Annotated in this window: 17 protein-coding genes; 15 read left to right on the top strand and 2 right to left on the bottom strand. The window is 65.3% G+C overall.

Features of this window, described 5'->3' with window-relative positions; translation table 11 throughout:
• Positions 1-53: 53 nt before the first annotated feature.
• Both dapB and ACFQ3C_RS14605 read left to right on the top strand, forming a co-directional pair.
• Positions 54-872 (top strand): 4-hydroxy-tetrahydrodipicolinate reductase, encoded by an 819-nt coding sequence (gene dapB, locus ACFQ3C_RS14610; protein WP_380793362.1) that lies wholly within the window; start codon positions 54-56, stop codon positions 870-872.
• Between the two features lie 143 nt (positions 873-1,015).
• Positions 1,016-1,393: a dihydrodipicolinate reductase gene (locus ACFQ3C_RS14605; protein WP_380793259.1), complete on the top strand. Its 378-nt coding sequence runs from the start codon at positions 1,016-1,018 to the stop codon at positions 1,391-1,393.
• A gap of 23 nt (positions 1,394-1,416) precedes the next feature.
• On the opposite strand, the gene ACFQ3C_RS14600 is transcribed toward ACFQ3C_RS14605, so the two are convergent.
• The gene (locus tag ACFQ3C_RS14600; RefSeq protein ID WP_380793257.1) at positions 1,417-1,608 is read right to left on the bottom strand and encodes a DUF1674 domain-containing protein; all 192 of its coding nucleotides are present in this window, start codon (positions 1,606-1,608) and stop codon (positions 1,417-1,419) included.
• Positions 1,609-1,674: 66 nt separating this feature from the next.
• Between ACFQ3C_RS14600 and ACFQ3C_RS14595 the strand changes: the two genes are divergently transcribed.
• From ACFQ3C_RS14595 to ACFQ3C_RS14535, 13 genes are all read left to right on the top strand, one after another.
• Entirely contained in the window at positions 1,675-2,940 is a 1,266-nt protein-coding gene (locus ACFQ3C_RS14595; RefSeq protein ID WP_380793255.1) for an RsmB/NOP family class I SAM-dependent RNA methyltransferase, read from the top strand.
• Between the two features lie 170 nt (positions 2,941-3,110).
• Entirely contained in the window at positions 3,111-4,859 is a 1,749-nt protein-coding gene (locus tag ACFQ3C_RS14590; RefSeq protein ID WP_380793253.1) for a heparinase II/III family protein, read from the top strand.
• A gap of 43 nt (positions 4,860-4,902) precedes the next feature.
• The gene (gene purH / locus ACFQ3C_RS14585; RefSeq protein WP_380793251.1) at positions 4,903-6,495 is read left to right on the top strand and encodes a bifunctional phosphoribosylaminoimidazolecarboxamide formyltransferase/IMP cyclohydrolase; all 1,593 of its coding nucleotides are present in this window, start codon (positions 4,903-4,905) and stop codon (positions 6,493-6,495) included.
• A gap of 114 nt (positions 6,496-6,609) precedes the next feature.
• Positions 6,610-7,080, top strand: a complete 471-nt coding sequence (gene lspA, locus ACFQ3C_RS14580; RefSeq protein WP_380793249.1) for a signal peptidase II — start codon at positions 6,610-6,612, stop codon at positions 7,078-7,080.
• A gap of 53 nt (positions 7,081-7,133) precedes the next feature.
• Positions 7,134-7,664 carry a DUF3035 domain-containing protein gene (locus ACFQ3C_RS14575; RefSeq protein ID WP_380793247.1) on the top strand — a complete coding sequence of 177 codons (531 nt, stop codon included), beginning with the start codon at positions 7,134-7,136 and terminating at the stop codon, positions 7,662-7,664.
• 136 nt (positions 7,665-7,800) lie between these two features.
• Positions 7,801-9,093: a M16 family metallopeptidase gene (locus tag ACFQ3C_RS14570; protein WP_380793360.1), complete on the top strand. Its 1,293-nt coding sequence runs from the start codon at positions 7,801-7,803 to the stop codon at positions 9,091-9,093.
• Positions 9,093-10,406, top strand: a complete 1,314-nt coding sequence (locus tag ACFQ3C_RS14565; protein ID WP_380793245.1) for a M16 family metallopeptidase — start codon at positions 9,093-9,095, stop codon at positions 10,404-10,406. Before ACFQ3C_RS14570 ends, ACFQ3C_RS14565 begins: the two co-directional genes overlap by 1 nt.
• Before the next feature lie 124 nt (positions 10,407-10,530).
• Entirely contained in the window at positions 10,531-12,048 is a 1,518-nt protein-coding gene (gene gpmI / locus ACFQ3C_RS14560) for a 2,3-bisphosphoglycerate-independent phosphoglycerate mutase (RefSeq protein ID WP_380793243.1), read from the top strand.
• Positions 12,045-13,202 carry a murein hydrolase activator EnvC family protein gene (locus tag ACFQ3C_RS14555; protein WP_380793242.1) on the top strand — a complete coding sequence of 386 codons (1,158 nt, stop codon included), beginning with the start codon at positions 12,045-12,047 and terminating at the stop codon, positions 13,200-13,202. Before gpmI ends, ACFQ3C_RS14555 begins: the two co-directional genes overlap by 4 nt.
• A 2-nt stretch (positions 13,203-13,204) precedes the next feature.
• Positions 13,205-14,539 carry a S41 family peptidase gene (locus tag ACFQ3C_RS14550; RefSeq protein ID WP_380793240.1) on the top strand — a complete coding sequence of 445 codons (1,335 nt, stop codon included), beginning with the start codon at positions 13,205-13,207 and terminating at the stop codon, positions 14,537-14,539.
• Between the two features lie 63 nt (positions 14,540-14,602).
• Positions 14,603-15,091 carry an RNA pyrophosphohydrolase gene (locus ACFQ3C_RS14545; protein ID WP_380793238.1) on the top strand — a complete coding sequence of 163 codons (489 nt, stop codon included), beginning with the start codon at positions 14,603-14,605 and terminating at the stop codon, positions 15,089-15,091.
• Positions 15,092-15,173: 82 nt separating this feature from the next.
• The gene (locus tag ACFQ3C_RS14540) at positions 15,174-16,034 is read left to right on the top strand and encodes a class I SAM-dependent methyltransferase (RefSeq protein WP_380793237.1); all 861 of its coding nucleotides are present in this window, start codon (positions 15,174-15,176) and stop codon (positions 16,032-16,034) included.
• A 112-nt stretch (positions 16,035-16,146) separates the two neighbouring features.
• Positions 16,147-19,074, top strand: a complete 2,928-nt coding sequence (locus tag ACFQ3C_RS14535) for an error-prone DNA polymerase (protein WP_380793235.1) — start codon at positions 16,147-16,149, stop codon at positions 19,072-19,074.
• Here ACFQ3C_RS14535 and ACFQ3C_RS14530 read toward each other — a convergent pair.
• A complete protein-coding gene (locus ACFQ3C_RS14530) occupies positions 18,989-20,008 on the bottom strand; it encodes a 4Fe-4S dicluster domain-containing protein (protein WP_380793233.1) in 1,020 nt (339 codons plus the stop codon). The genes ACFQ3C_RS14535 and ACFQ3C_RS14530 overlap by 86 nt on opposite strands.
• Positions 20,009-20,043: the final 35 nt, after the last annotated feature.

Genomic DNA, 20,043 nt, shown 5'->3' with positions numbered 1-20,043 from the left:
TGCTTGGATATGAGGGACGGCAGATGCGGAAACGGGCAGACGAGGTGAGCGGGATGACGGACAAGCCGGGAATCGTGGTGACGGGTGTATCGGGCCGGATGGGCCGGATGCTGGTGCAGACCATCACGGACAGCGATCAGGCGCGTCTGGTCGGCGCGGTGGAACGCGCGGGCCATGACTGGATCGGGCAGGACCTGGGTACCGCCATGGGGGGGGCCGCACTGGGCGTGACCGTCACCGATGATCCGCTGGAGGCGTTTCGCCATGCCCAGGCGGTGATCGACTTCACCAGCCCTGCAGCCACGGTCGCATTCGCGGCACTGGCGGCACAGGCGCGCGCCGTGCATGTCATCGGCACCACGGGCCTGTCCGAGGATGATCTGGCCGCCATCAAGGCGGCGGCGCGCCATGCCGTTGTCGTGCGGGCGGGCAACATGTCTCTGGGTGTCAACCTGCTGGTCCAGCTGACAAAGCGGGTTGCCGCCGCGCTGGACGCGGATTTCGACATCGAGGTGATTGAGGCCCATCACAACCGCAAGGTCGATGCCCCTTCCGGCACGGCATTGATGCTGGGCGAGGCGGCGGCCATCGGGCGCGGTGTCCGGCTTGAGGATGTGCGCGACGCCGCCCGCGAAGGGATCACCGGTGCGCGTGAGCGCGGCCACATCGGATTTTCCGCCATTCGCGGCGGCGATATCGTGGGCGAGCATGACGTCATGTTCGCCGCTCCTGGCGAGCGGGTCATCCTGCGCCACATCGCAACCGATCGCGGGGTCTTTGCCAGGGGCGCACTGAAGGCCGCGCTTTGGGGGCAGGGGCGTCACCCGGGCGAATACGACATGGTCGATGTCCTGGGGCTGAACGCTCACTGACCGCGCGCGGTTGTGTAATGTCGGCTGTCCGATCGGCAGTTTTTGGCCGAGCCTCGCGGGTTTGTGAGGCGCCGAATGATCCGAATCTGCGATTTTTGCGTATATTCCGGTAATGCTGCTCAACTCATATGAGGCCGATCTCCATGAAACCCTTTGCCCTTGTTCTGACCATGTCCCTTGCTGGCGCTGCGGCAGTTCCGTCGGTGGCCGAGGAATTCATGCCGATCCCGGATCAGTCGGCGTTCCTGTCAACCGTGGCGGGGAAAGACCTGCGCCTGAAAGGCTATGGCCCCATCGTCGTGCGACTGAAGGTTCTGCCGGATGGCGAAATCACCGGGCGTGGACTGGGCTGGGACGTGACCGGCGAATGGCGCTGGCAGGACGGGTTCTTCTGCCGGGATCTGAACTGGGGCGGCACGGATCTGGGCCCGAATTGCCAGGAAGTGCGCGTACAGGGCCAGACGGTGCGCTTCATCGCGGATCGCGGTGCCGGCGACTTTGCCGATTTCGTGGTGCAGTAAGGACGCAAAACTGCGGGCGCGGATCAGAAATCGATCGCGATGCCCTTCTTCTCCCAATCGCCGTAGCGCACGGGCTCTGGCCCGTTGCGCCCGCCAAGCTCTTTCGGCATCTCAAGCGCTTTCGCTGTCTTGCGGCGTTCTTCGGCTTCGGCCAGGGCGCGTTGCGCGGCTGGCGGCAAGTCTCGGGGGGCAGGGCTCTGGATCTCGTCGGTCACGGCTGTCTTCCTTCTGGCACCATCGCTTGATATACGGCGCAACCGCCTGCAAGCAAGGATAACGCCATGGCCGCCCCCCAAAGTTCTCCACGCCGCGTGGCGCATCAGATGCTTGACCGGATCACTGGCGAGGGTCGGCTGATGTCCGAACTGCTGGCGGCGGGTGCACTGGATCGGCTTGAGCCGGCAGATCGCGCCCGTGCACAACGCCTTGCGTTGGACACGCTGCGCGGGCTGGAGCGCGCGGATCGCCTGCTGGAACGGCATCTGCGGAAGAATCCGCCCCTGAGCGTGCGGAACATGCTGCGTCTGGCCACCGTCGAAATCTGCATGGGCGGCGACGCGCATGGTGTCGTGAACGAGGCCGTGGCGATCGTGGGCCAGGACAAGCGGACCGGCGCGCTGAAAGGGATGGTCAATGCCGTGCTGCGCAAGATCGCGGCCGAGGGGCCTGCGGCATGGGTAAAGCTGCGGGTGCCGCGCCTGCCGAAGTGGCTGCGCGCGCCCTTGGTCGAGGCATATGGCGCGCCCGCAGTTGCCGCGATGGAGGCTGTGCATTTCGCCACGCCACCGCTGGACCTGACCCCGCGCGGCCCTGCCACGGATGTGGCGGCTGCGGTTGGCGGCATTGTGCTGCCCACGGGATCGGTGCGCCTGGGCGCTGCGGGGCAGGTTACGTCACTGCCGGGATATGACAGCGGCGACTGGTGGGTGCAGGATGCCGCCGCTGCAATCCCCGCCCGGGTGCTGGCCGCCCAACCGGGCGAGGCGGTGCTGGACATGTGCGCGGCACCGGGCGGAAAGACAATGCAATTGGCCGCGGCTGGTGCCCGTGTGACCGCGCTGGATCTGTCCGAGGCGCGCATGGCGCGGGTCGCGGCGAACCTGGCGCGTACCGGGTTGCAGGCCACGCTGGTGGTGGGCGACGCGCTGGAGCATGATGGCCGCTACGATGCGATCCTGCTGGATGCGCCCTGTTCGGCCACAGGAACGATCCGGCGTCACCCTGACCTGCCCCATGCCAAGGACGGATCGGATTTCGGTGCGCTGATCGACCTTCAGGCGCGGATGCTGGATCATGCGCTTGGCCTGTTGAAGCCGGGGGGAAGGCTGATCTATTGCACCTGCTCGCTGCTGCCCGACGAGGGCGAATGCCAGATCGAGGAAGCGCTGGAAAGCCACCCCGGTCTTGTGGTGGATCGCGATGCGCTGGCGCGACCGGGTGTCGATCCGGCCTGGATCACGCCCGAGGGTGGCTTGCGCCTGCGGCCTGATGTCTGGGCCGAACAGGGTGGTCTGGACGGGTTCTATATCGCTTGCCTGCGGATGTGACGCGCAGGGCCGCCAAGGTGGGGGCTGTCTGCCCCCACAGACCCTGCGGGTCTACCCCCGAGGATATTTCCGGCAAGAAGAAGCCATGCGCCGGAATTCGGCGGTGACTTGCGCGGATCGCCGGGCTATGGTTCGACAAAGACGCGTCAACCCGCGCGAGAGGCAGAGCAATGTCCCGATCCGAGAGCTTTTCGGCGCGTCGCAAGCGCTGGATGCACCGCTTTCATGCGCGGCTGAGTACCCTGTCGCGCCCTGCCACCGGCTTTGTCAGCCAGCCCGAACCCCGCACCATCGGCAGTTTTGCCAGGGGGCGCCAGTTGCTGGCGGGCAACTATCTGTTCGCAGGACATCTTGTCGTGGCCGAGGGGCGCACGCCCTGGCAGGTCGAGGCGCCGGACGATTTGTTCGAGGAAGAATTGCAGGGATTCGGCTGGCTGGACGATCTGGCGGCGGTCGGCGATGCCGGGACCCGCGCGCTGGCGCAGGACTGGCTGTGGGCCTGGATTGACCGCTACGGTCGGGGAAAGGGGCCTGGCTGGACGCCGGACCTGACCGGACGCAGGGTGATCCGCTGGATCCATCACGCGCTTTTCGTGTTGCGCGGGCGGGACAAGGCGCAGTCCGAGGCGTTCTACCGATCACTGGCGCAGCAGGCGATCTTTCTGGGGCGGCGCTGGCGCGCGGCCTCGCCCGGATTGCCGCGGATCGAGGCGTTGACCGGCATGATCTATGCGGGCCTTTCCCTGCAGGGGATGGAGCGGCTTGTTGAACCCGCGATGCGGGCGCTGGCGCGCGACTGTCGGGTACAGGTCGATGAGCAGGGGGGGATTCCAACGCGCAATCCCGAAGAACTGCTGGAGGTTTTCACCCTGCTGACCTGGGCCGCCGCCGCGCTTGGCGAGGCCGGGCGATCCGTGCCTGCGGATTTGCTTGCGGCGATCGACAGGATCGCGCCCAGTCTGCGGACGCTGCGCCATTCTGATGGAGGTCTTGCGCGGTTTCATGGCGGGGGGCGCGGACTGGAGGGGCGGCTGGACGGTGCGCTGGCGGCGTCGGGCGTCAAGAACCGCATGCCCGAGGGCCTTTCGATGGGGTTTGCCCGGTTGGGCGCCGGGCGGACCAGCGTGATCGTGGATGCGGCCCCACCGCCTGCGGGTGTGGCTTCGGTGAATGCCCATGCCTCGACTCTTGCGTTTGAGCTGACGTCCGGGCGGCGTCCGGTGGTGGTCAATTGCGGCTCGGGTGCTGCCTTTGGCCTGGAATGGCGCCGCGCCGGTCGCGCCACGCCCAGCCATTCCACCGTAACGCTGGCGGGATATTCCAGCGCGCGACTGGGCAAGGCCAAGGCCGCCTTGTCGGGGCGGGCCGAGTGGCTGATGGATGCGCCGAAAGATGTGCCGGTCGAGATCTCGCAGATGCCGGATGGTCTGCGGTTCCAGGGGGGGCATGACGGTTATGTCCGCACCCACGGACTGACCCATGCGCGAACGCTGGAGCTGACCTTCGATGGCAGCGGGCTGGCGGGCGAGGATTTGCTGATCGCGTTGAACGGGGCGGCGCAAAAGACATTCGACAGGCAGATGGATGCGATCCGCCTGCAGGGCATCCCTTTCGCGATCCGCTTTCACCTGCATCCCGAGGTCGAGGCCGAACTGGACATGGGCGGCACGGCCGTGTCACTGGCGTTGAAAAGCGGTGAGTTGTGGGTGTTTCGCCATGACAGCCGCGCGATCATGACGCTGGAGCCCAGCGTTTACCTGGAAAAAGGCCGCCTTGCCCCCCGTGCGACCAAACAAATCGTTTTATCCGGCCGCGTGATGGACTATGCGACCCGCACCCGGTGGTCTTTGACCAAGGCGCAGGATACGCCGATCAGTATTCGCGACCTGAACCGGGACGAGATGGATGTGACACTTTAGGCCCCTGTCCGCGGGGGCCGAACGACCTCGGGGGCCAAGAACCATGACGACCGACCTGCACCCAGTGCGCCGCGCGCTGATTTCCGTATCCGACAAGACCGGGCTGCTGGACCTGGGCCACGCGCTGGCGGCGCGCGGGATCGAACTGCTGTCCACGGGCGGGTCGGCGGCGACGCTGCGCGCGGCCGGTCTGGAGGTCAAGGACGTGGCCGATGTCACGGGATTTCCCGAAATGATGGATGGCCGCGTCAAGACGCTGCACCCGGCGGTACATGGCGGCCTGCTGGCGCTGCGCGACAATGCCGATCACCTGGCCGCGATGGAGGCGCATGGCATCGGCGCGATCGACCTGCTGGTGGTCAACCTCTATCCGTTCGAGGAAACCGTGGCGAAAGGTGCGGATTACGAGACCTGCATCGAGAATATCGATATCGGTGGACCCGCGATGATCCGGGCGGCCGCCAAGAACCATGGCTTCGTCAATGTCGTGGTCGATGTCGAGGATTACGCCCCCCTGCTGGCCGAGCTTGAGGCGCATGATGGCGCCACGTCGCTGACATTCCGGCAGCGGCTGGCGCAAATCGCCTATGCGCGCACCGGGGCCTATGATGCCGCCGTGTCGACCTGGATGGCGGCCGCCATCGGCGAGACCGCGCCGCGCCGTCGCGTGGTGGCGGGCAAGCTGGCCCAAAGCCTGCGCTATGGCGAGAACCCGCATCAGTCCGCATCCTTCTACCTGGATGGCAGCGCCCGACCCGGCGTGGCGACCGCACAGCAGTTGCAGGGCAAGGAGCTGTCTTACAACAACATCAATGACACCGATGCGGCCTTTGAACTGGTCAGCGAATTCGCGCCCTCCGACGGGCCGGCCTGCGCGATCATCAAACATGCCAATCCCTGCGGTGTGGCGCGTGGCACCAGCCTCAAGGATGCCTATGCGCGGGCCTTCGATTGCGACCGCACCAGCGCCTTTGGCGGGATCATCGCGCTGAACAGCACGCTGGACGCCGCCACCGCCGAGGAGATCGCGCAGATCTTCACCGAAGTGGTGATCGCGCCGGGGGCCGATCAGGCCGCGCGCGACATCTTCGCGGCCAAGAAGAACCTGCGGCTGCTGATCACGCCGGGCCTGGCCAATCCGGCCGAGGCCGCGCTGACGTGGCGGCAGGTGTCGGGCGGCTATCTGGTGCAGGACAAGGACAATGGCCATATCGGTCTGGATGATCTGAAGGTCGTGACGAAACGTGCGCCCAGCGAGGCTGAACTGGCCGATCTGCTGTTCGCGTGGAAAGTGGCGAAACATGTCAAATCGAATGCGATCGTCTATGTGAAGGACGGGGCGACCGTGGGTGTGGGCGCGGGGCAGATGAGCCGCGTGGACAGTTGCCGGATCGCCGCGCGCAAGGCGCAGGACATGGCCGAGGCGCTGGGCCTGTCCACGCCGCTGACGCAGGGGTCGGTTGTCGCTTCGGACGCGTTCTTTCCCTTCGCCGACGGTCTGCTGACCGCCGCCGAGGCCGGTGCAACCGCGGTGATCCAGCCGGGCGGGTCGATGCGCGATGCCGAGGTGATCGCGGCGGCGGACGAGGCCGGTCTGGCGATGGTCTTTACGGGCATGCGGCATTTCCGGCACTGAACCGGTGATGTTGCATACCTGCCGGGGCGGGGATGCCTCCGGCGGGGATATTTTCGGCAAGAAGAAACCGGGCTTTCATCGCGTCGATGACAAGCCGAGCGGCAAGGAGAGCGCATGAGACTGATTTTCTGGGTCGCGGCCGTGATCTTTGTCGCGGATCAGGCGGTGAAATACCTTGTGGTCCACGTGATGGACCTTGCCGTGCTGGGCGCGATCGATGTGTTTCCGCCCTATCTGAACCTGCGCATGGCCTGGAACTATGGCATCAATTTCGGGCTTTTCTCGCAGGCGGCGGACAACATGCGATGGTTGTTGATCGCGGTGGCGCTTGTCATTTCGGGCGGGGTGTTGTGGTGGGTCCGCAAGGAGCCGCCGGGGCCGCTGGGCCTGGTGTCGGCGGGCCTGCTGGTCGGCGGCGCGCTGGGCAATGTGGTGGACCGGGTCCTTTACGGGGCGGTTGCGGATTTCCTGAACATGTCCTGCTGCGGTTTCCAGAATCCCTATGCGTTCAATATCGCCGATATCTCGATCTTCCTGGGGGCATTGGGGCTGGTTCTTTTCACCGGCGAGAAAAAGGCCCCGTGACGATTGGCGCATGATCGGATAATGCTGGGAACGGAAACGTCAGGAGGGTGGCAATGCGTCTGACGCATGGGATGATCTTGGTGGCCGTTCTGGCCCTTTCGGCCTGTTCGCGACCGCAGGGAGAGCTGCAGCTGCGCGATCTGCGCGCCTTTGGCGCGGGGCCTGATGAATTTTCGGTCCTGCCGGCGAAGCCGCTGGAGATGCCTGCGGACATGGCAAGCCTGCCTGCGCCGACGCCGGGCGGCACCAACCTGACCGATCAGAATCCCCTGGCCGATGGTGTCGCAGCCCTTGGCGGGCGGCCTGCCGCGCTGTCCGGACAAGGGATTGCCGCCTCGGACGCGGCCATGGTGCGGCATGTGGCGCGAAATGGCGTGTCCAGCGATATCCGCATGACCTTGGCCGCCGAGGATGACGCGTTCCAGCGCAACCGGTCCCGGTTCACCAAGTTCCGGCTGTTCCGCGATGTCGACCGCTATCACGAGGTCTACAGCAGCGAGATGACCGATCCCTATGCCGAGTTGCGGCGATTCCGCCGCATGGGGGTGGCAACCCCGTCCGCGCCGCCGCCTGAACGGCGCTGATCCGTCACATCTGCGTCAGTCCGGGTTGCAGCCGGGGCCTCACTTCCTAATTTAGGGATAACCCAGCCTCAGGAGGAATACCGTGCTGCGTCTGTCTGCTGTTACGCTTGGCCTTGTCCTTGCGCTGTCACATGCCATGGCCCGGCCCGTCCTTGCCGATGATCAGGTGACGTCCTTCACTCTTGAGAACGGCATGGACGTCGTCGTGATCGAGGACCATCGCGCGCCCGTCGTCATGCACATGGTCTGGTATCGTGCCGGTTCGGCCGATGAGCCTGCCGGGGCCTCGGGGATCGCGCATTTCCTGGAGCACCTGATGTTCAAGCGCACCGAGAAGATGGAGTCGGGTGAGTTTTCCCGCACCGTGGCGCGCAACGGCGGGCGCGACAACGCCTTTACCAGCTACGATTACACCGCCTATTTCCAGCGTGTCGCGTCAGACCGGCTTGGCCTGATGATGCAGATGGAGGCGGACCGCATGGTCAATCTGCGCCTGGACGATGCCGAGATCGCGACAGAACGCGACGTCATCATCGAAGAGCGCAACCAGCGGGTCGAGAACAGCCCCGCCGCCCTGTTCCGCGAACAGAAGGATGCGGTGCAATATCTCAACCATCGTTATGGCGTGCCGATCATTGGCTGGCGTCATGAAATGGTGGCGCTGGACCGCGATGACGCGCTGGCCTTCTACAAGCAGTTCTATGCGCCGAACAACGCGATCCTGATCGTTGCGGGTGACGTGACCCCGGATGCGGTGCGCGCATTGGCCGAGCAGCATTACGGCCCTATCCCGGCCAATCCGGACCTGCGTGAACGCCTGCGCCCGAGCGAGCCGCCGCAAACCGCCGAACGGCGCCTGATCTATCGGGATGCGCGCGTGGCCCAGCCCTATGTCAGCCGGTCCTACCTGGCGCCCGAGCGTGACAGTGGCGCGCAGGAGACCGCAGCGGCGCTGAATGTTCTGGCCGAGGTCCTGGGGTCAGGCACGACATCGGTGATGGCCGAGGCGCTTCAGTTCGACAGCCAGATCGCGACCTTCACCGGCGCATTCTACGGCGGAACCGCGCTGGACCGGACCACGTTCGACGTGGTCGTGGTGCCATCCCAAGGCGTGAGCCTGGAGGAGGCCGAGGCCGCGATGGATCGTGTGCTGGCCGATTTCCTGAACACCGGCGTCGATGCAGAACAACTGGAGCGGATCAAGATGCAGATGCGCGCGGCGCAGATCTATGCCCGCGATGACGTGGAATCGATTGCCAACCGCTATGGCCGCGCCCTGACGCAGGGGCTGACTGTTGCGGATGTGCAGGCCTGGCCCGACCTGTTGCAGGCCGTCACGGCCGATGACGTTCTGGCCGCAGCAAGAATGGTGCTGGACCGCAGGCAGGCCGTGACCGGCTGGCTGATGGCCGAGGAGGTGACCCAGTGATGTTGCGTTTCATTCTGCCCGTGATGCTGGCGCTGGCCGCGTTGCCGGTGCGCGCCGCGATCGAGATCAAGGAAGTTGTCAGCCCCGGCGGTATCACCGCCTGGCTGGTCGAGGATCATGCGATTCCCTTCACGGCGCTGGAAATCCGGTTCCGTGGCGGCGCCTCGGTCGAGGCGGCGGAACAGCGCGGCGTCACCAACCTGATGACGGCGCTTCTGGAAGAAGGGGCTGGCGAGATGGATGCACGCGCCTTTGCCCGTGCGCGTGACGGGCTTGCGGCGTCGTTCCGTTACTCGGTCTCGGATGATGCGCTGTCGGTGTCGGCGCAGTTTCTGACCGAGAACCGGGATGCGGCTGTCGATCTGCTGCGCCAGTCCCTGATCCAGCCGCGTTTTGACGACGACGCCATCGAACGGGTTCGCGCGCAGGTCCTGTCCGGCTTGCGGTCGGATGAGAAGAACCCGCAAAACATCGCATCGCGCCGGTTCGACGGTCTGGTCTATGGCGATCATCCCTATGGATCTTCGCTGGACGGTACGATCGACACGGTCAGCGCCCTGACCCGCGATGATCTTGTGGCCGCCCATGCAGGGGCAATGGCGCGTGACCGCATTCACGTGTCGGCCGTGGGCGATATCACCGAGGCCGAGCTTGGCGCCTTGCTGGACAATCTGCTGGGCGCGTTGCCGGCGACGGGTGCAGCCCTGCCGGGACCTGCCGCGCCTGAATTTCGCGGCGGTGTCGATGTCGTGGATTTTCCCACGCCGCAATCCGTCGTGCTGTTCGGTCAGCCCGGTATCGGCCAGGAGGATCCCGATTTCTTCGCCGCCTTCATTCTGGATCACATCATGGGTGGCGGCGGGTTTGAAAGCCGCCTGATGACCGAAGTGCGCGAAAAACGGGGCCTGACCTATGGCGTCTACACCTACCTTGCCGATCGTGACCTGGCGCAGATCTGGGGCGGCTCGGTTGCCTCGGCCAATGACCGGGTTGCCGAAGCGGTCGAGGTGATCCGCGCGGAATGGGCACGGATGCAACAGGATGGCATCACGCAGGACGAGCTGGACAATGCCAAGACCTACCTGACCGGGGCCTATCCGCTGCGGTTTGACGGGAACGGGACGATTGCCAATATCATCGTCGGCATGCAGATGCGCGGCCTGCCCATCGACTATGCCGCCACCCGCAACGATCAGGTGAATGCCGTCACGCTTGCGGATGCGAACCGCGTCGCGCGTACCCTGCTGGACCCCGCGAGATTGAGCTTTGTCGTCGTCGGGCAGCCGGAAGGGCTGATGGGGACGTCGAACTGACCCAGCGGCGCCAGATCCCGCAACGGCGATCCCGTCGCTGCATGGGGTCGCAGGCGCGCGAAAGCGGTTCACCCTCGGCCCACAAAGGGTTAAGAGGCATCGTATCAGGCAGGAGACTTGGACGATGACGACCCCGAAACCCGTAGTGCTGTGCATTCTGGACGGCTGGGGCCACCGGGAAGAGCGGCAGGCGAACGCGCCCGCACTGGCCCATACGCCGACCTTCGACCGGATCATGGCGACCTGCCCGCACAACCTGTTGATCACCCATGGCCCCGATGTGGGCTTGCCGACGGGGCAGATGGGCAATTCCGAAGTGGGTCACACCAATATCGGTGCGGGACGTGTGGTGGCGATGGATCTGGGTCAGATCGACCTTGCGATCGAAGATGGCAGTTTCTTCAACAACGCGGCCTTGCAGGGTTTCATCACGGCGCTGAAGGCATCCGGCGGCGTGGCGCATCTGATGGGGCTGGTATCGGATGGCGGGGTGCATGGCCACATCAGCCATATTCTTGCCGCGACGCGGGCGATCACCGGGGCCGGTGTGCCCGTGGTTCTCCATGCGGTGACCGACGGGCGCGATGTTGCGCCGAAATCCGCCTATGGTTATCTGGAAGACCTGCAGGCGGCCCTGCCGGCGGGGGCGCGTATCGGCACGCTGACGGGGCGCTATTTCAGCATGGACCGCGACAACCGCTGGGAACGCGTGGCCGAAGCCTATGAAGTCATGGTGCATGGCAAGGGGCTGCACGCCGCAAGCGCCCATGCCGCCGTGACCGCGGGTTACAACCGCTCGGAAACCGATGAGTTCATCACGGCCACCGTGATCGGGGATTACGCGGGCGCCAGGGATGGGGACGGGTTCTTTTGCCTGAACTTCCGTGCCGACCGGGCGCGGGAAATCCTGCGCGCCATCGGTGAGCCGGGGTTTGACGCCTTTGATGCCGGCCAGCGCCCGGCGTGGTCCGCGCTGTTGGGCATGGTCGAATATTCCGAGGGCCACAACGCCTACATGGCGACGGTGTTCCCCGCGCGCGAGCTTGTGAACACCCTGGGCGAATGGGTGGCCAAGCACGGCAAGCGCCAGTTCCGTCTGGCCGAGACCGAGAAATATCCCCATGTCACCTTCTTTCTGAACGGTGGCGAGGAACAGCCCGAAACAGGCGAGGATCGCTATATGGCGCCGTCACCGAAGGTGGCGACCTACGATCTGCAACCCGAGATGTCCTGCGAAGAGGTGACGGATCATTTCGTGCAGGCGATCCATGACGATTACGATCTGATCGTGGTGAATTACGCCAATCCCGACATGGTCGGGCATACCGGCGATCTGAAGGCCGCGATTGCCGCATGCGAAGCCGTGGACCAGGGGCTTGCCCGTGTCCTGGCCGCGTTGGACGAGGTGGGCGGTGCGATGATCGTGACCGCCGATCACGGAAATTGCGAGCTGATGGTCGATCCTGACACCGGCGGGCCGCATACCGCGCATACGCTGAACCCGGTGCCTGTGGCGCTGATCGGGGGACCTGCGGGCGCGCGGCTGAAACCTGGCAGGCTGGCTGATCTGGCCCCCACGCTTCTGCAGTTGATGGATCTGCCCAAGCCGCCCGAGATGACAGGGGAAAGCCTGATCGCATGATCCGACATCTTGCCCTTGTGCTGCTGATCTCTGCGTTGTCCCTGGGCGGCGCACCCGTGCGGGCGCAAACGGGCGGCGATGCAGAGGCCGGCCAGGCGGCAAAGGCCGCGGCAGAACGTCTGGATCAGGCGACGCGGCAGCTTGATGCGGCGGAATCAGCCCGCGACCGGGTGCGCGCCCTGACCGAAACGGTCGCCGCCTTCGAGGACGGGCTTGAGGCGATGCGCGACGGCCTGCGCCGTGCCAGCCTGCGCGAGGCGCGTCTGACCCGCGAGTTGCAATCGCGCGAGGATGAGATCGCCCAGCTTCTGGGTGTTCTGCAAAGCATGGGAAGCCGCCCTTCGCCGGTGATGCTGCTGCATCCCGAAGGGCCGATGGGTACCGCGCGGGCGGGTATGATCCTGGCCGATGTGACGCCTGCGCTGAACCTGCGCGCCGATGATCTGCGCCGCAAGTTGCAGGAAATCTCGACCCTGCGGCTGTTGCAGCAGAATGCGGCCGAAACCCTTCAGACTGGCCTGAACGGTGTGCAGGAGGCGCGTACCGCCTTGTCGCAGGCCGTGGCGGATCGCACCGATCTGCCGCGCCGCTTCACCGCCGATCCTGTGCGGACGGCCATTCTGATCGCCTCGACAGAAACGCTGGAAGGGTTTGCCAGCGGGCTGTCCCAGATCACGACAGACGAGGATCGCAGCGAGCTTCCCGATATATCCGCCATGCGCGGAAAACTTCCCTTGCCGGTCCAGGGCCAGATCCTGCGCCGCGCGGGCGAGGCGGATGCCGCCGGTATCACGCGGCCCGGTCTTTTGCTGGCCACCCGGCCACGCGCGCTGGTCTCTGCGCCGACAGCGGCCACGATACGGTATCGCGGACCGCTTCTGGACTACGGAAACGTGATGATTCTGGAGCCGCAATCCGGCACTCTTTTCGTGCTTGCCGGATTGGATGTGGTTTATGGTGGCATCGGAGAAGTGATCCCCGCAGGCAGTCCCCTTGGCTTGATGGGCGGGCAGGATGCGGAAATTGGCGATATTCTTGCCAATTCAGGCAATGGGACTGGAACAGGGCGCTCGGAAACGCTCTATATCGAAGTCAGGCAGGATAATGCGCCGGTGGACCCGGAAGCATGGTTTGCAACGCGAGAGGACGATTAGGTATGAACAAGTTCGTGATGGTTGCGATCGGCGGGACGATAGCCGGAGTCCTGGCCACAACGCAGCTGGCAGCACCGCTTCTGGCGCAGGAGTCATCGAAAAACAGCAGCGTCTATGAGCAGCTTGACCTGTTCGGCGATATTTTCGAAAGGATCCGCGCGCAATATGTCGAAGAGGTTGATACCAACGAGCTGATAGAGGCGGCGATCAACGGCATGCTGACATCGCTTGATCCGCATTCCAGCTACATGTCGCCCGAAGATGCCGCCGACATGCGCGTGCAGACCCGTGGTGAGTTCGGCGGGCTGGGGATCGAGGTCACGCAGGAAGAGGGCTTCGTCAAGGTGGTCTCGCCCATCGACGGCACGCCTGCCGATGCCGCCGGGATCGAGGCGGGCGATTTCATCACCCATGTGGATGGTCAAAGTCTGCTGGGCCTGACGCTGGATCAGGCGGTTGACATGATGCGCGGCCCTGTCGGCAGCGAAATCGTGATCACCGTGCTGCGTGAAGGCACGGCCGAGCCGTTCGATGTGTCGATCATTCGCGATACGATCAAGCTGACGGCGGTGCGTACCCGTACCGAGGGGCAGGCCGTGGTGCTGCGGGTCACGACCTTCAACGACCAGACCTACAGCAATCTTGAATCCGGTCTGTCTGACGCGATTGCCGAAGCGGGTGGGATCGACGCGATCAGCGGGATCGTTCTGGATCTGCGCAACAATCCCGGCGGTCTTCTGACCCAGGCGATCCGCGTCTCGGACGCTTTCCTGGAAAAAGGGGAAATCGTGTCGACTCGTGGCCGCAACCCCGAGGATGGAGAGCGGTACAACGCCACGCCGGGCGATCTGGCCCAGGGCAAGCCGGTTGTCGTTCTGATCAACGGCGGCTCTGCTTCTGCCTCCGAGATCGTGGCCGGCGCGCTCCAGGATCATCGTCGGGCCGTCGTGATCGGCACCAAGAGTTTCGGCAAAGGGTCCGTGCAGACGGTGATGCCGCTGCGCGGTGAAGGGGCGATGCGTCTGACGACCGCGCGCTACTACACGCCTTCGGGCCGTTCGATCCAGGCGCTGGGCGTCTCGCCCGACATCCTGGTGGAGCAGCCGCGCCGGCAACCTGCCTCTGCCGAGGAAGAGGAAAGCGCCGCGCCCAGCCGTTCCGAGGCCGATCTGCGTGGCTCTCTGAACAATGACAGCCTGACCGAGGACCAGATTCGCCAGATCGAGGAAGATCGCGCCAAGGCCGAACTGTCCGCCAAGCTGCGCGAAGATGATTATCAGCTGGCCTATGCGCTGGACATCCTCAAGGGCCTCTCGGCGCTGGGGCCGATGCGCTGATCACGCAAACTGCCCCGCATCCTTCGGGCTGCGGGGCGCCCAAGACGACTGGAACTGCACACCATGGCACCGACCCCGGAACAGATCGCCCGCCTGCCCTACCGCCCCTGCGTGGGTGTGATGCTGGCCAACGGGCTTGGCCAGGTCTTCGTGGGCCAGCGCCTGGATAATGACACGCCCGCCTGGCAGATGCCCCAGGGCGGGATCGATCAGGGCGAAGAACCGCGGGAGGCCGCTCTGCGCGAATTGTGGGAAGAAACCGGCGTGACGCCTGATCTTGTGACGGTGGTCGCCGAAACCGCCGACTGGATCCCCTATGATCTGCCGCATGAGATCGTGCCGCGCATCTGGCAGGGCCAGTTCCGGGGGCAGCGCCAGAAATGGTTCCTGATGCGGTTCCATGGCAGCGACGATCAGGTCGATATCCTGACCAGCCATCCGGAGTTTTCGGAATGGCGCTGGCTTGATCCTTCCGATCTTGTGGATCACATCGTGCCCTTCAAGCGTGAGGTCTATGCCCGAGTGCTGGCAGAATTCGAATCGCTGATCTGATCACGCCACGGACCCGGCGCAATCGTGCGGGCGCTGTGGAAACATGCTTCCCAGAACGCCCGGTTTGGGCTAACTGCCGCCTATGGGAAAGAACAAGATCAATACGCAGGCCATCGGCCTTGATGTCGGGCTGGCATTCACCAAATGGCTGACGGGTGCGGAAAACCTGCATTACGGGCTGTGGGACGGGCTGCAGGTCAGCGCCGCCAATCTGCGTGCCGCACAGGAAGCCTATACTGACCGGCTGTTCGCGCTGCTGCCGGACAGGCCCTGCCGCATCCTTGATATCGGCGGTGGCGCGGGCGAGACCGCGAAAAAGCTGCTGGCCCTTGGGCATTCGGTCGATATCGTGGTGCCCAGCCCCTTCCTGGCCGGGCGCTGCCGCGCCAATGCGCCGGCCGCGCGTGTGCATGAATGCATGTTCGAGGATTTCAAGGCCGATCCGGCCAGCTTCGACATCTGCCTTTTCTCCGAAAGCTTCCAGTATATCCCGCTGGATCAGGGGCTGCCGAAATGCCTGACCCTGCTGGCGCCCGGGGGTGAGATCATCGTGGCCGATTGCTTCCGCAGCCCTGAATATACCGGCGACCGCATGTTGGCCCCCGTGGGCGGCGGCCACCGCATCGCCGCCTTCCGCGAGACGCTGGCCTCTCTCCCGCTCAGGGTGGTCAGCGAAGAGGACGTGACCCTCTCCGCCGCCCCCTCTGTCGAGATCGAGCAGGGCCTGTTCAACGTGTTCGGCTACGGTCTGACCCGTGTCGACCAGGATCTTGCCCGCCACAAGCCCCGCCTGCGCTGGGTGCTGCACCGCGCGATCCGCGCGCTGATCAGTGAACGCAAGCGTGCACGCCTTGATCAGCGCCTGAACCAGCAGATGCGCAACCGCGAGAATTTTGCCCGGTTCAATATCTACCTTTTGATGCGCCTGCGCCCGACAGCCTGACAAGGGCAGTTCCTTTCATCGTTCCACAAATACTCATCTGCGCCAGATGTCGCAGATAGCCTCGATGATAGGACTCGAAAAAGAACAAAACGTGAATATACTCTGCCATGACATGTTTGCAGAGCTGTGCATCACCTCGAATTTCACCTTCCTCACCGGGGCCTCGCACCCCGAGGAGTACATGCAGCGTGCCGCCAGCCTGGGGATAGCGGCGATCGCCATTGCCGATGCCGATTCCGTGGCCGGGATCGTGCGCGCCCATGCCAGCGCGCGCGAGATCGCGCGGCAGGTCGCCGAGCGGCAGGCGCATCAGGCGGCCCATGGTGTGATCGGCCCGCCCGATCCCGCCCGCGCGCCGGATGATCAGGGACCACGCTTCACCTGCCCGCGGCTGATCCCCGCCGCCACGCTGCATCTGGCCGAAGGTCTGGTAATGACCGCCCTGCCCGAAAACCGGACCGGCTGGGCACATCTGTGCCGTCTGCTGACGCTGGGCCGCCGCCGCGCACCCAAAGGCGGCTGTGATCTGCGGCTGGCCGATCTGGAGGGGCAGACCGCGGGGCTGCACCTGCTGTTGCACCCGCCACACATGACCACGCCCGACAGCGGCGCCGACGACTGGCTGCTGCTGGCGCGCGGCCTGACGCGCGGCCTTGCCCGTCAGATGCACCTGGTGATGGCCCCGCGTTATGACGGGCAGGATCGCGCCCGTTTCGACCGCCTGTCGCGGCTGGCCGCCGATCTGGGCATTCCCACCCTCGCCTCGGCCAGGCCGATCATGCACGAAGGCCGCCGCCGCCAGATGGCCGATGTGCTGACCGCGATCCGGACCGGCACCACGGTCGACCGGCTAGGCCGCGCGGCGCTGGCCAATGGCGAACAGCGCCTGCGATCCGAGGCCGAGATGCGCCGCCTTTTCGGCCCGCATGCCGATGCCGTGGATCGGGCCGGCACGCTGGCGGGGCGTCTGACCTTCTCGCTGGACGAATTGCGCTATGAATACCCGTCCGAGGTGACGGGCGGCGAAACGGCGACCGCCCGCCTGCGCCGCCTGGCCCTGGCCGGTCTGGACTGGCGCTATCCCGAGGGCGCGCCGGATCGCGTGCGCGGGATGCTGGAGCATGAGCTGACCCTGATCACCAAGCTGGGCTACGAGCCTTATTTCCTGACCGTGCATGACATCGTCGATTTCGCGCGCGGGCGTGGCATCCTGTGCCAGGGGCGTGGATCGGCTGCCAATTCGGTGGTCTGCTATTGCCTTGGCGTCACGTCGGTCAGCCCTGAAATCGGCACCATGGTCTTTGAGCGTTTCGTCTCCGAGGCCCGCGACGAGCCCCCCGATATCGACGTGGATTTCGAACATGAACGGCGCGAGGAGGTGATCCAGCATATCTATGACCGCTACGGTCGCCACCGCGCGGGGCTTTGCGCCACCGTGATCCACTATCGCGGCAAGCGCGCCATCCGCGAGGTGGGCGCCGCCATGGGCCTGTCGCAGGACACAGTCGCCGCGCTCAGTTCGCAGCTTTGGGGGTTCTACGGCATGTCGGGAACCGAGGATGCCCGCCTGCGCGAGATCGGCCTTGACCCGACCGAGCCGCGCCTGGCCCGCACCATGGCCCTGATCCACGAGATCGTGGGCTTTCCCCGCCACCTCAGCCAGCATGTCGGCGGCTTCATCATCACCGAAGGGCGGCTGGATGAATTGGTGCCGATCGAGAATGCCGCGATGGAGGGGCGGACAGTGATCTGCTGGGACAAGGACGATATCGACACGCTGGGTATCCTCAAGGTCGATATCCTCAGCCTTGGCATGCTGACCTGCATCCGCAAGGCCTTCGATCTGATCGCGCAGCATCACGGCACGCGCCACCGGCTGGCGACCCTGCCGCCCGAGGATCCGCGCGTCTATGACATGCTCTGCCGCGCCGATTCCGTGGGCGTGTTCCAGGTGGAAAGCCGCGCGCAGATGAACTTTCTGCCCCGGATGAAGCCGCGCTGTTTCTATGATCTGGTGATCGAGGTCGCCATCGTTCGCCCCGGTCCCATTCAGGGCGACATGGTCCATCCCTATCTGCGCCGCCGCAATGGCGAGGAACGGATGGAATTTCCGTCTGACGCGCTGGGCGACGTGCTGGTCAAGACGCTGGGCGTGCCGCTGTTCCAGGAACAGGCGATGCAGATCGCCATCATCGGCGCAGGTTTCACCCCGGACGAGGCGGATCGTTTGCGCCGCTCGCTGGCCACTTTCAAGAAACATGGCAACGTGTCCGAATTCCGCACACGGTTCCTGCGGGGCATGGCGCGCAACGGCTATGACATGGATTTCGCCGAAAGGTGTTTCAGCCAGATCGAAGGCTTTGGCAGCTACGGTTTTCCCGAAAGCCATGCGGCCAGTTTCGCGCTGCTGGTCTATGCCTCGGCCTGGCTCAAGTGCCATCACCCCGGCATCTTCACCTGTGCGCTTCTGAATGCGCAGCCGATGGGCTTTTACGCGCCCGCGCAGATCATCCGCGATGCGCGCGAACATGGTGTGCAGGTGCGCCCCGTCTGTGTGAACCACAGCTATTGGGACAATGTGATGGAACCTGACGGTCTGGGCGGGCTGGCCCTGCGCCTCGGCTTTCGTCAGATCAAGGGCCTGCGCGAGGATGATGCCGCATGGCTGTCCGCCGCGCGGGGCAATGGCTATCCCTCGGTGGCCGATGTCTGGCGCCGCGCGGGGCTGGCGCCTGCGGTGGTGGCCCGCCTGGCCGAGGCCGATGCCTTCGCGGGTCTTGGCCTGACCCGTCGCCAGGCCCTATGGGAGGCCAAGGCCCTGACCGCCGATGCGCCCCTGCCGCTCTTCGCGCTGGACATGGACGGCGAGGGGATCGTGGAACCCGCTGCCCATCTGCCGGCAATGACCCTGGGCGAGGAGGTGGTCGAGGATTACGTCGCCATGCGCCTGTCGCTCAGGGCGCATCCGCTGGCGTTGCTGCGTCCGTTGCTGACCCCTGCACCCGCGCCGCGCGCCGGGCCAGCTTTGCCGCCAGGTTAAGGCCGACACCGGGGCGCGACCAGGGGCAGACGGCGATGCAGATCGCGCAACCGTTGGTCTGGTTGAAAAAGGGCAGGCAGCGGTCGAAATCCACGTACCACTTTTCCACGCCGCGCACGGTCTGCTTCTCGGGGGCAATCGCCATGGGCGGGCAGGCATCCTCGCAGATGCGGCAACTGGTGCAGAATGCGTCGACCCCGTGGGTTTGGGGCGGGGTCGGGGCAAAGGGCGCATCCGTCAGCACCGCCGCAAGGCGAAAGGACGATCCCATTTCGGCGTCGATGATCGACCCGTGCTTGCCCAGTTCGCCAAAGCCACAGGCCAGCGCGGGCGGGATCAGCAACAGCTTGCCCGCCATCGGGCCGGTCACAGGCTCCGCCGCCCATCCTTGCTGGCGCAGCCAGCTGGCCACGGCCTTGGCCGCGCCCGCCGCGCGGCCGTATTGGCGGATCACCTCGCCCCCCGCCAGGGCCTCGGGTGCGGCGCTGATCGCGTCGAAATCATGCTGAACGCCCAGCACGATCACCCGCGATTGTGCAATGTCCTGCCCCTCATAGACCCAAGCCGGGTCCATCACGGCCACGCCGGTTTTCTCGCAAAATCCGTCTTCGACGAACCGTTCCAGGAGGGCAGTCCAGGTCTCGGGGGCACGCTCCACCGGCTCAGGCGCCAGATCAGCCAGCGGTGCGTTCAGGATCACCTGCCGCGCGGCCCGCGCCGCCACGATCGGGGCCGCGCCCGGATCGACGGTATAGAACCAGCGCTGCATTGCGCCATGGGGTATCGTGTCAGGATCCGGCGCCCAGTAGACCACGCGCGCGGGCCGCGGCGCATCCTCGCCAAGCCCGTTGATGGCATTGCCCGATACAGCCGGCGCCAGCGCCATCTGCGCCGGGTCCGGGATGAAGGGGCGGTAAGGGTTCTTGCGCGGCATGGGCCCATGCTACACCCGCCAGCACCCGGTTCTGC

This window comes from Seohaeicola saemankumensis, assembly GCF_042678485.1.
Taxonomy (GTDB): domain Bacteria; phylum Pseudomonadota; class Alphaproteobacteria; order Rhodobacterales; family Rhodobacteraceae; genus Seohaeicola; species Seohaeicola saemankumensis.
Note: the sequence above shows the minus strand (reverse complement) of the source record. Positions and strands in the feature narration are given on the sequence as shown.

Bases quoted from the DNA above. Each gene is read 5' to 3' on its own strand.
- dapB (WP_380793362.1), top strand. From the start codon at position 54: ATGACGGACAAGCCGGGAATCGTGGTGACGGGTGTATCGGGCCGGATG.
- ACFQ3C_RS14605 (WP_380793259.1), top strand. From the start codon at position 1,016: ATGAAACCCTTTGCCCTTGTTCTGACCATGTCCCTTGCTGGCGCTGCG.
- ACFQ3C_RS14595 (WP_380793255.1), top strand. From the start codon at position 1,675: ATGGCCGCCCCCCAAAGTTCTCCACGCCGCGTGGCGCATCAGATGCTT.
- ACFQ3C_RS14590 (WP_380793253.1), top strand. From the start codon at position 3,111: ATGTCCCGATCCGAGAGCTTTTCGGCGCGTCGCAAGCGCTGGATGCAC.
- purH (WP_380793251.1), top strand. From the start codon at position 4,903: ATGACGACCGACCTGCACCCAGTGCGCCGCGCGCTGATTTCCGTATCC.
- lspA (WP_380793249.1), top strand. From the start codon at position 6,610: ATGAGACTGATTTTCTGGGTCGCGGCCGTGATCTTTGTCGCGGATCAG.
- ACFQ3C_RS14575 (WP_380793247.1), top strand. From the start codon at position 7,134: ATGCGTCTGACGCATGGGATGATCTTGGTGGCCGTTCTGGCCCTTTCG.
- ACFQ3C_RS14570 (WP_380793360.1), top strand. From the start codon at position 7,801: ATGGCCCGGCCCGTCCTTGCCGATGATCAGGTGACGTCCTTCACTCTT.
- ACFQ3C_RS14565 (WP_380793245.1), top strand. From the start codon at position 9,093: ATGTTGCGTTTCATTCTGCCCGTGATGCTGGCGCTGGCCGCGTTGCCG.
- gpmI (WP_380793243.1), top strand. From the start codon at position 10,531: ATGACGACCCCGAAACCCGTAGTGCTGTGCATTCTGGACGGCTGGGGC.
- ACFQ3C_RS14555 (WP_380793242.1), top strand. From the start codon at position 12,045: ATGATCCGACATCTTGCCCTTGTGCTGCTGATCTCTGCGTTGTCCCTG.
- ACFQ3C_RS14550 (WP_380793240.1), top strand. From the start codon at position 13,205: ATGAACAAGTTCGTGATGGTTGCGATCGGCGGGACGATAGCCGGAGTC.
- ACFQ3C_RS14545 (WP_380793238.1), top strand. From the start codon at position 14,603: ATGGCACCGACCCCGGAACAGATCGCCCGCCTGCCCTACCGCCCCTGC.
- ACFQ3C_RS14540 (WP_380793237.1), top strand. From the start codon at position 15,174: ATGGGAAAGAACAAGATCAATACGCAGGCCATCGGCCTTGATGTCGGG.
- ACFQ3C_RS14535 (WP_380793235.1), top strand. From the start codon at position 16,147: ATGTTTGCAGAGCTGTGCATCACCTCGAATTTCACCTTCCTCACCGGG.
- ACFQ3C_RS14530 (WP_380793233.1), bottom strand. From the start codon at position 20,008: ATGCCGCGCAAGAACCCTTACCGCCCCTTCATCCCGGACCCGGCGCAG.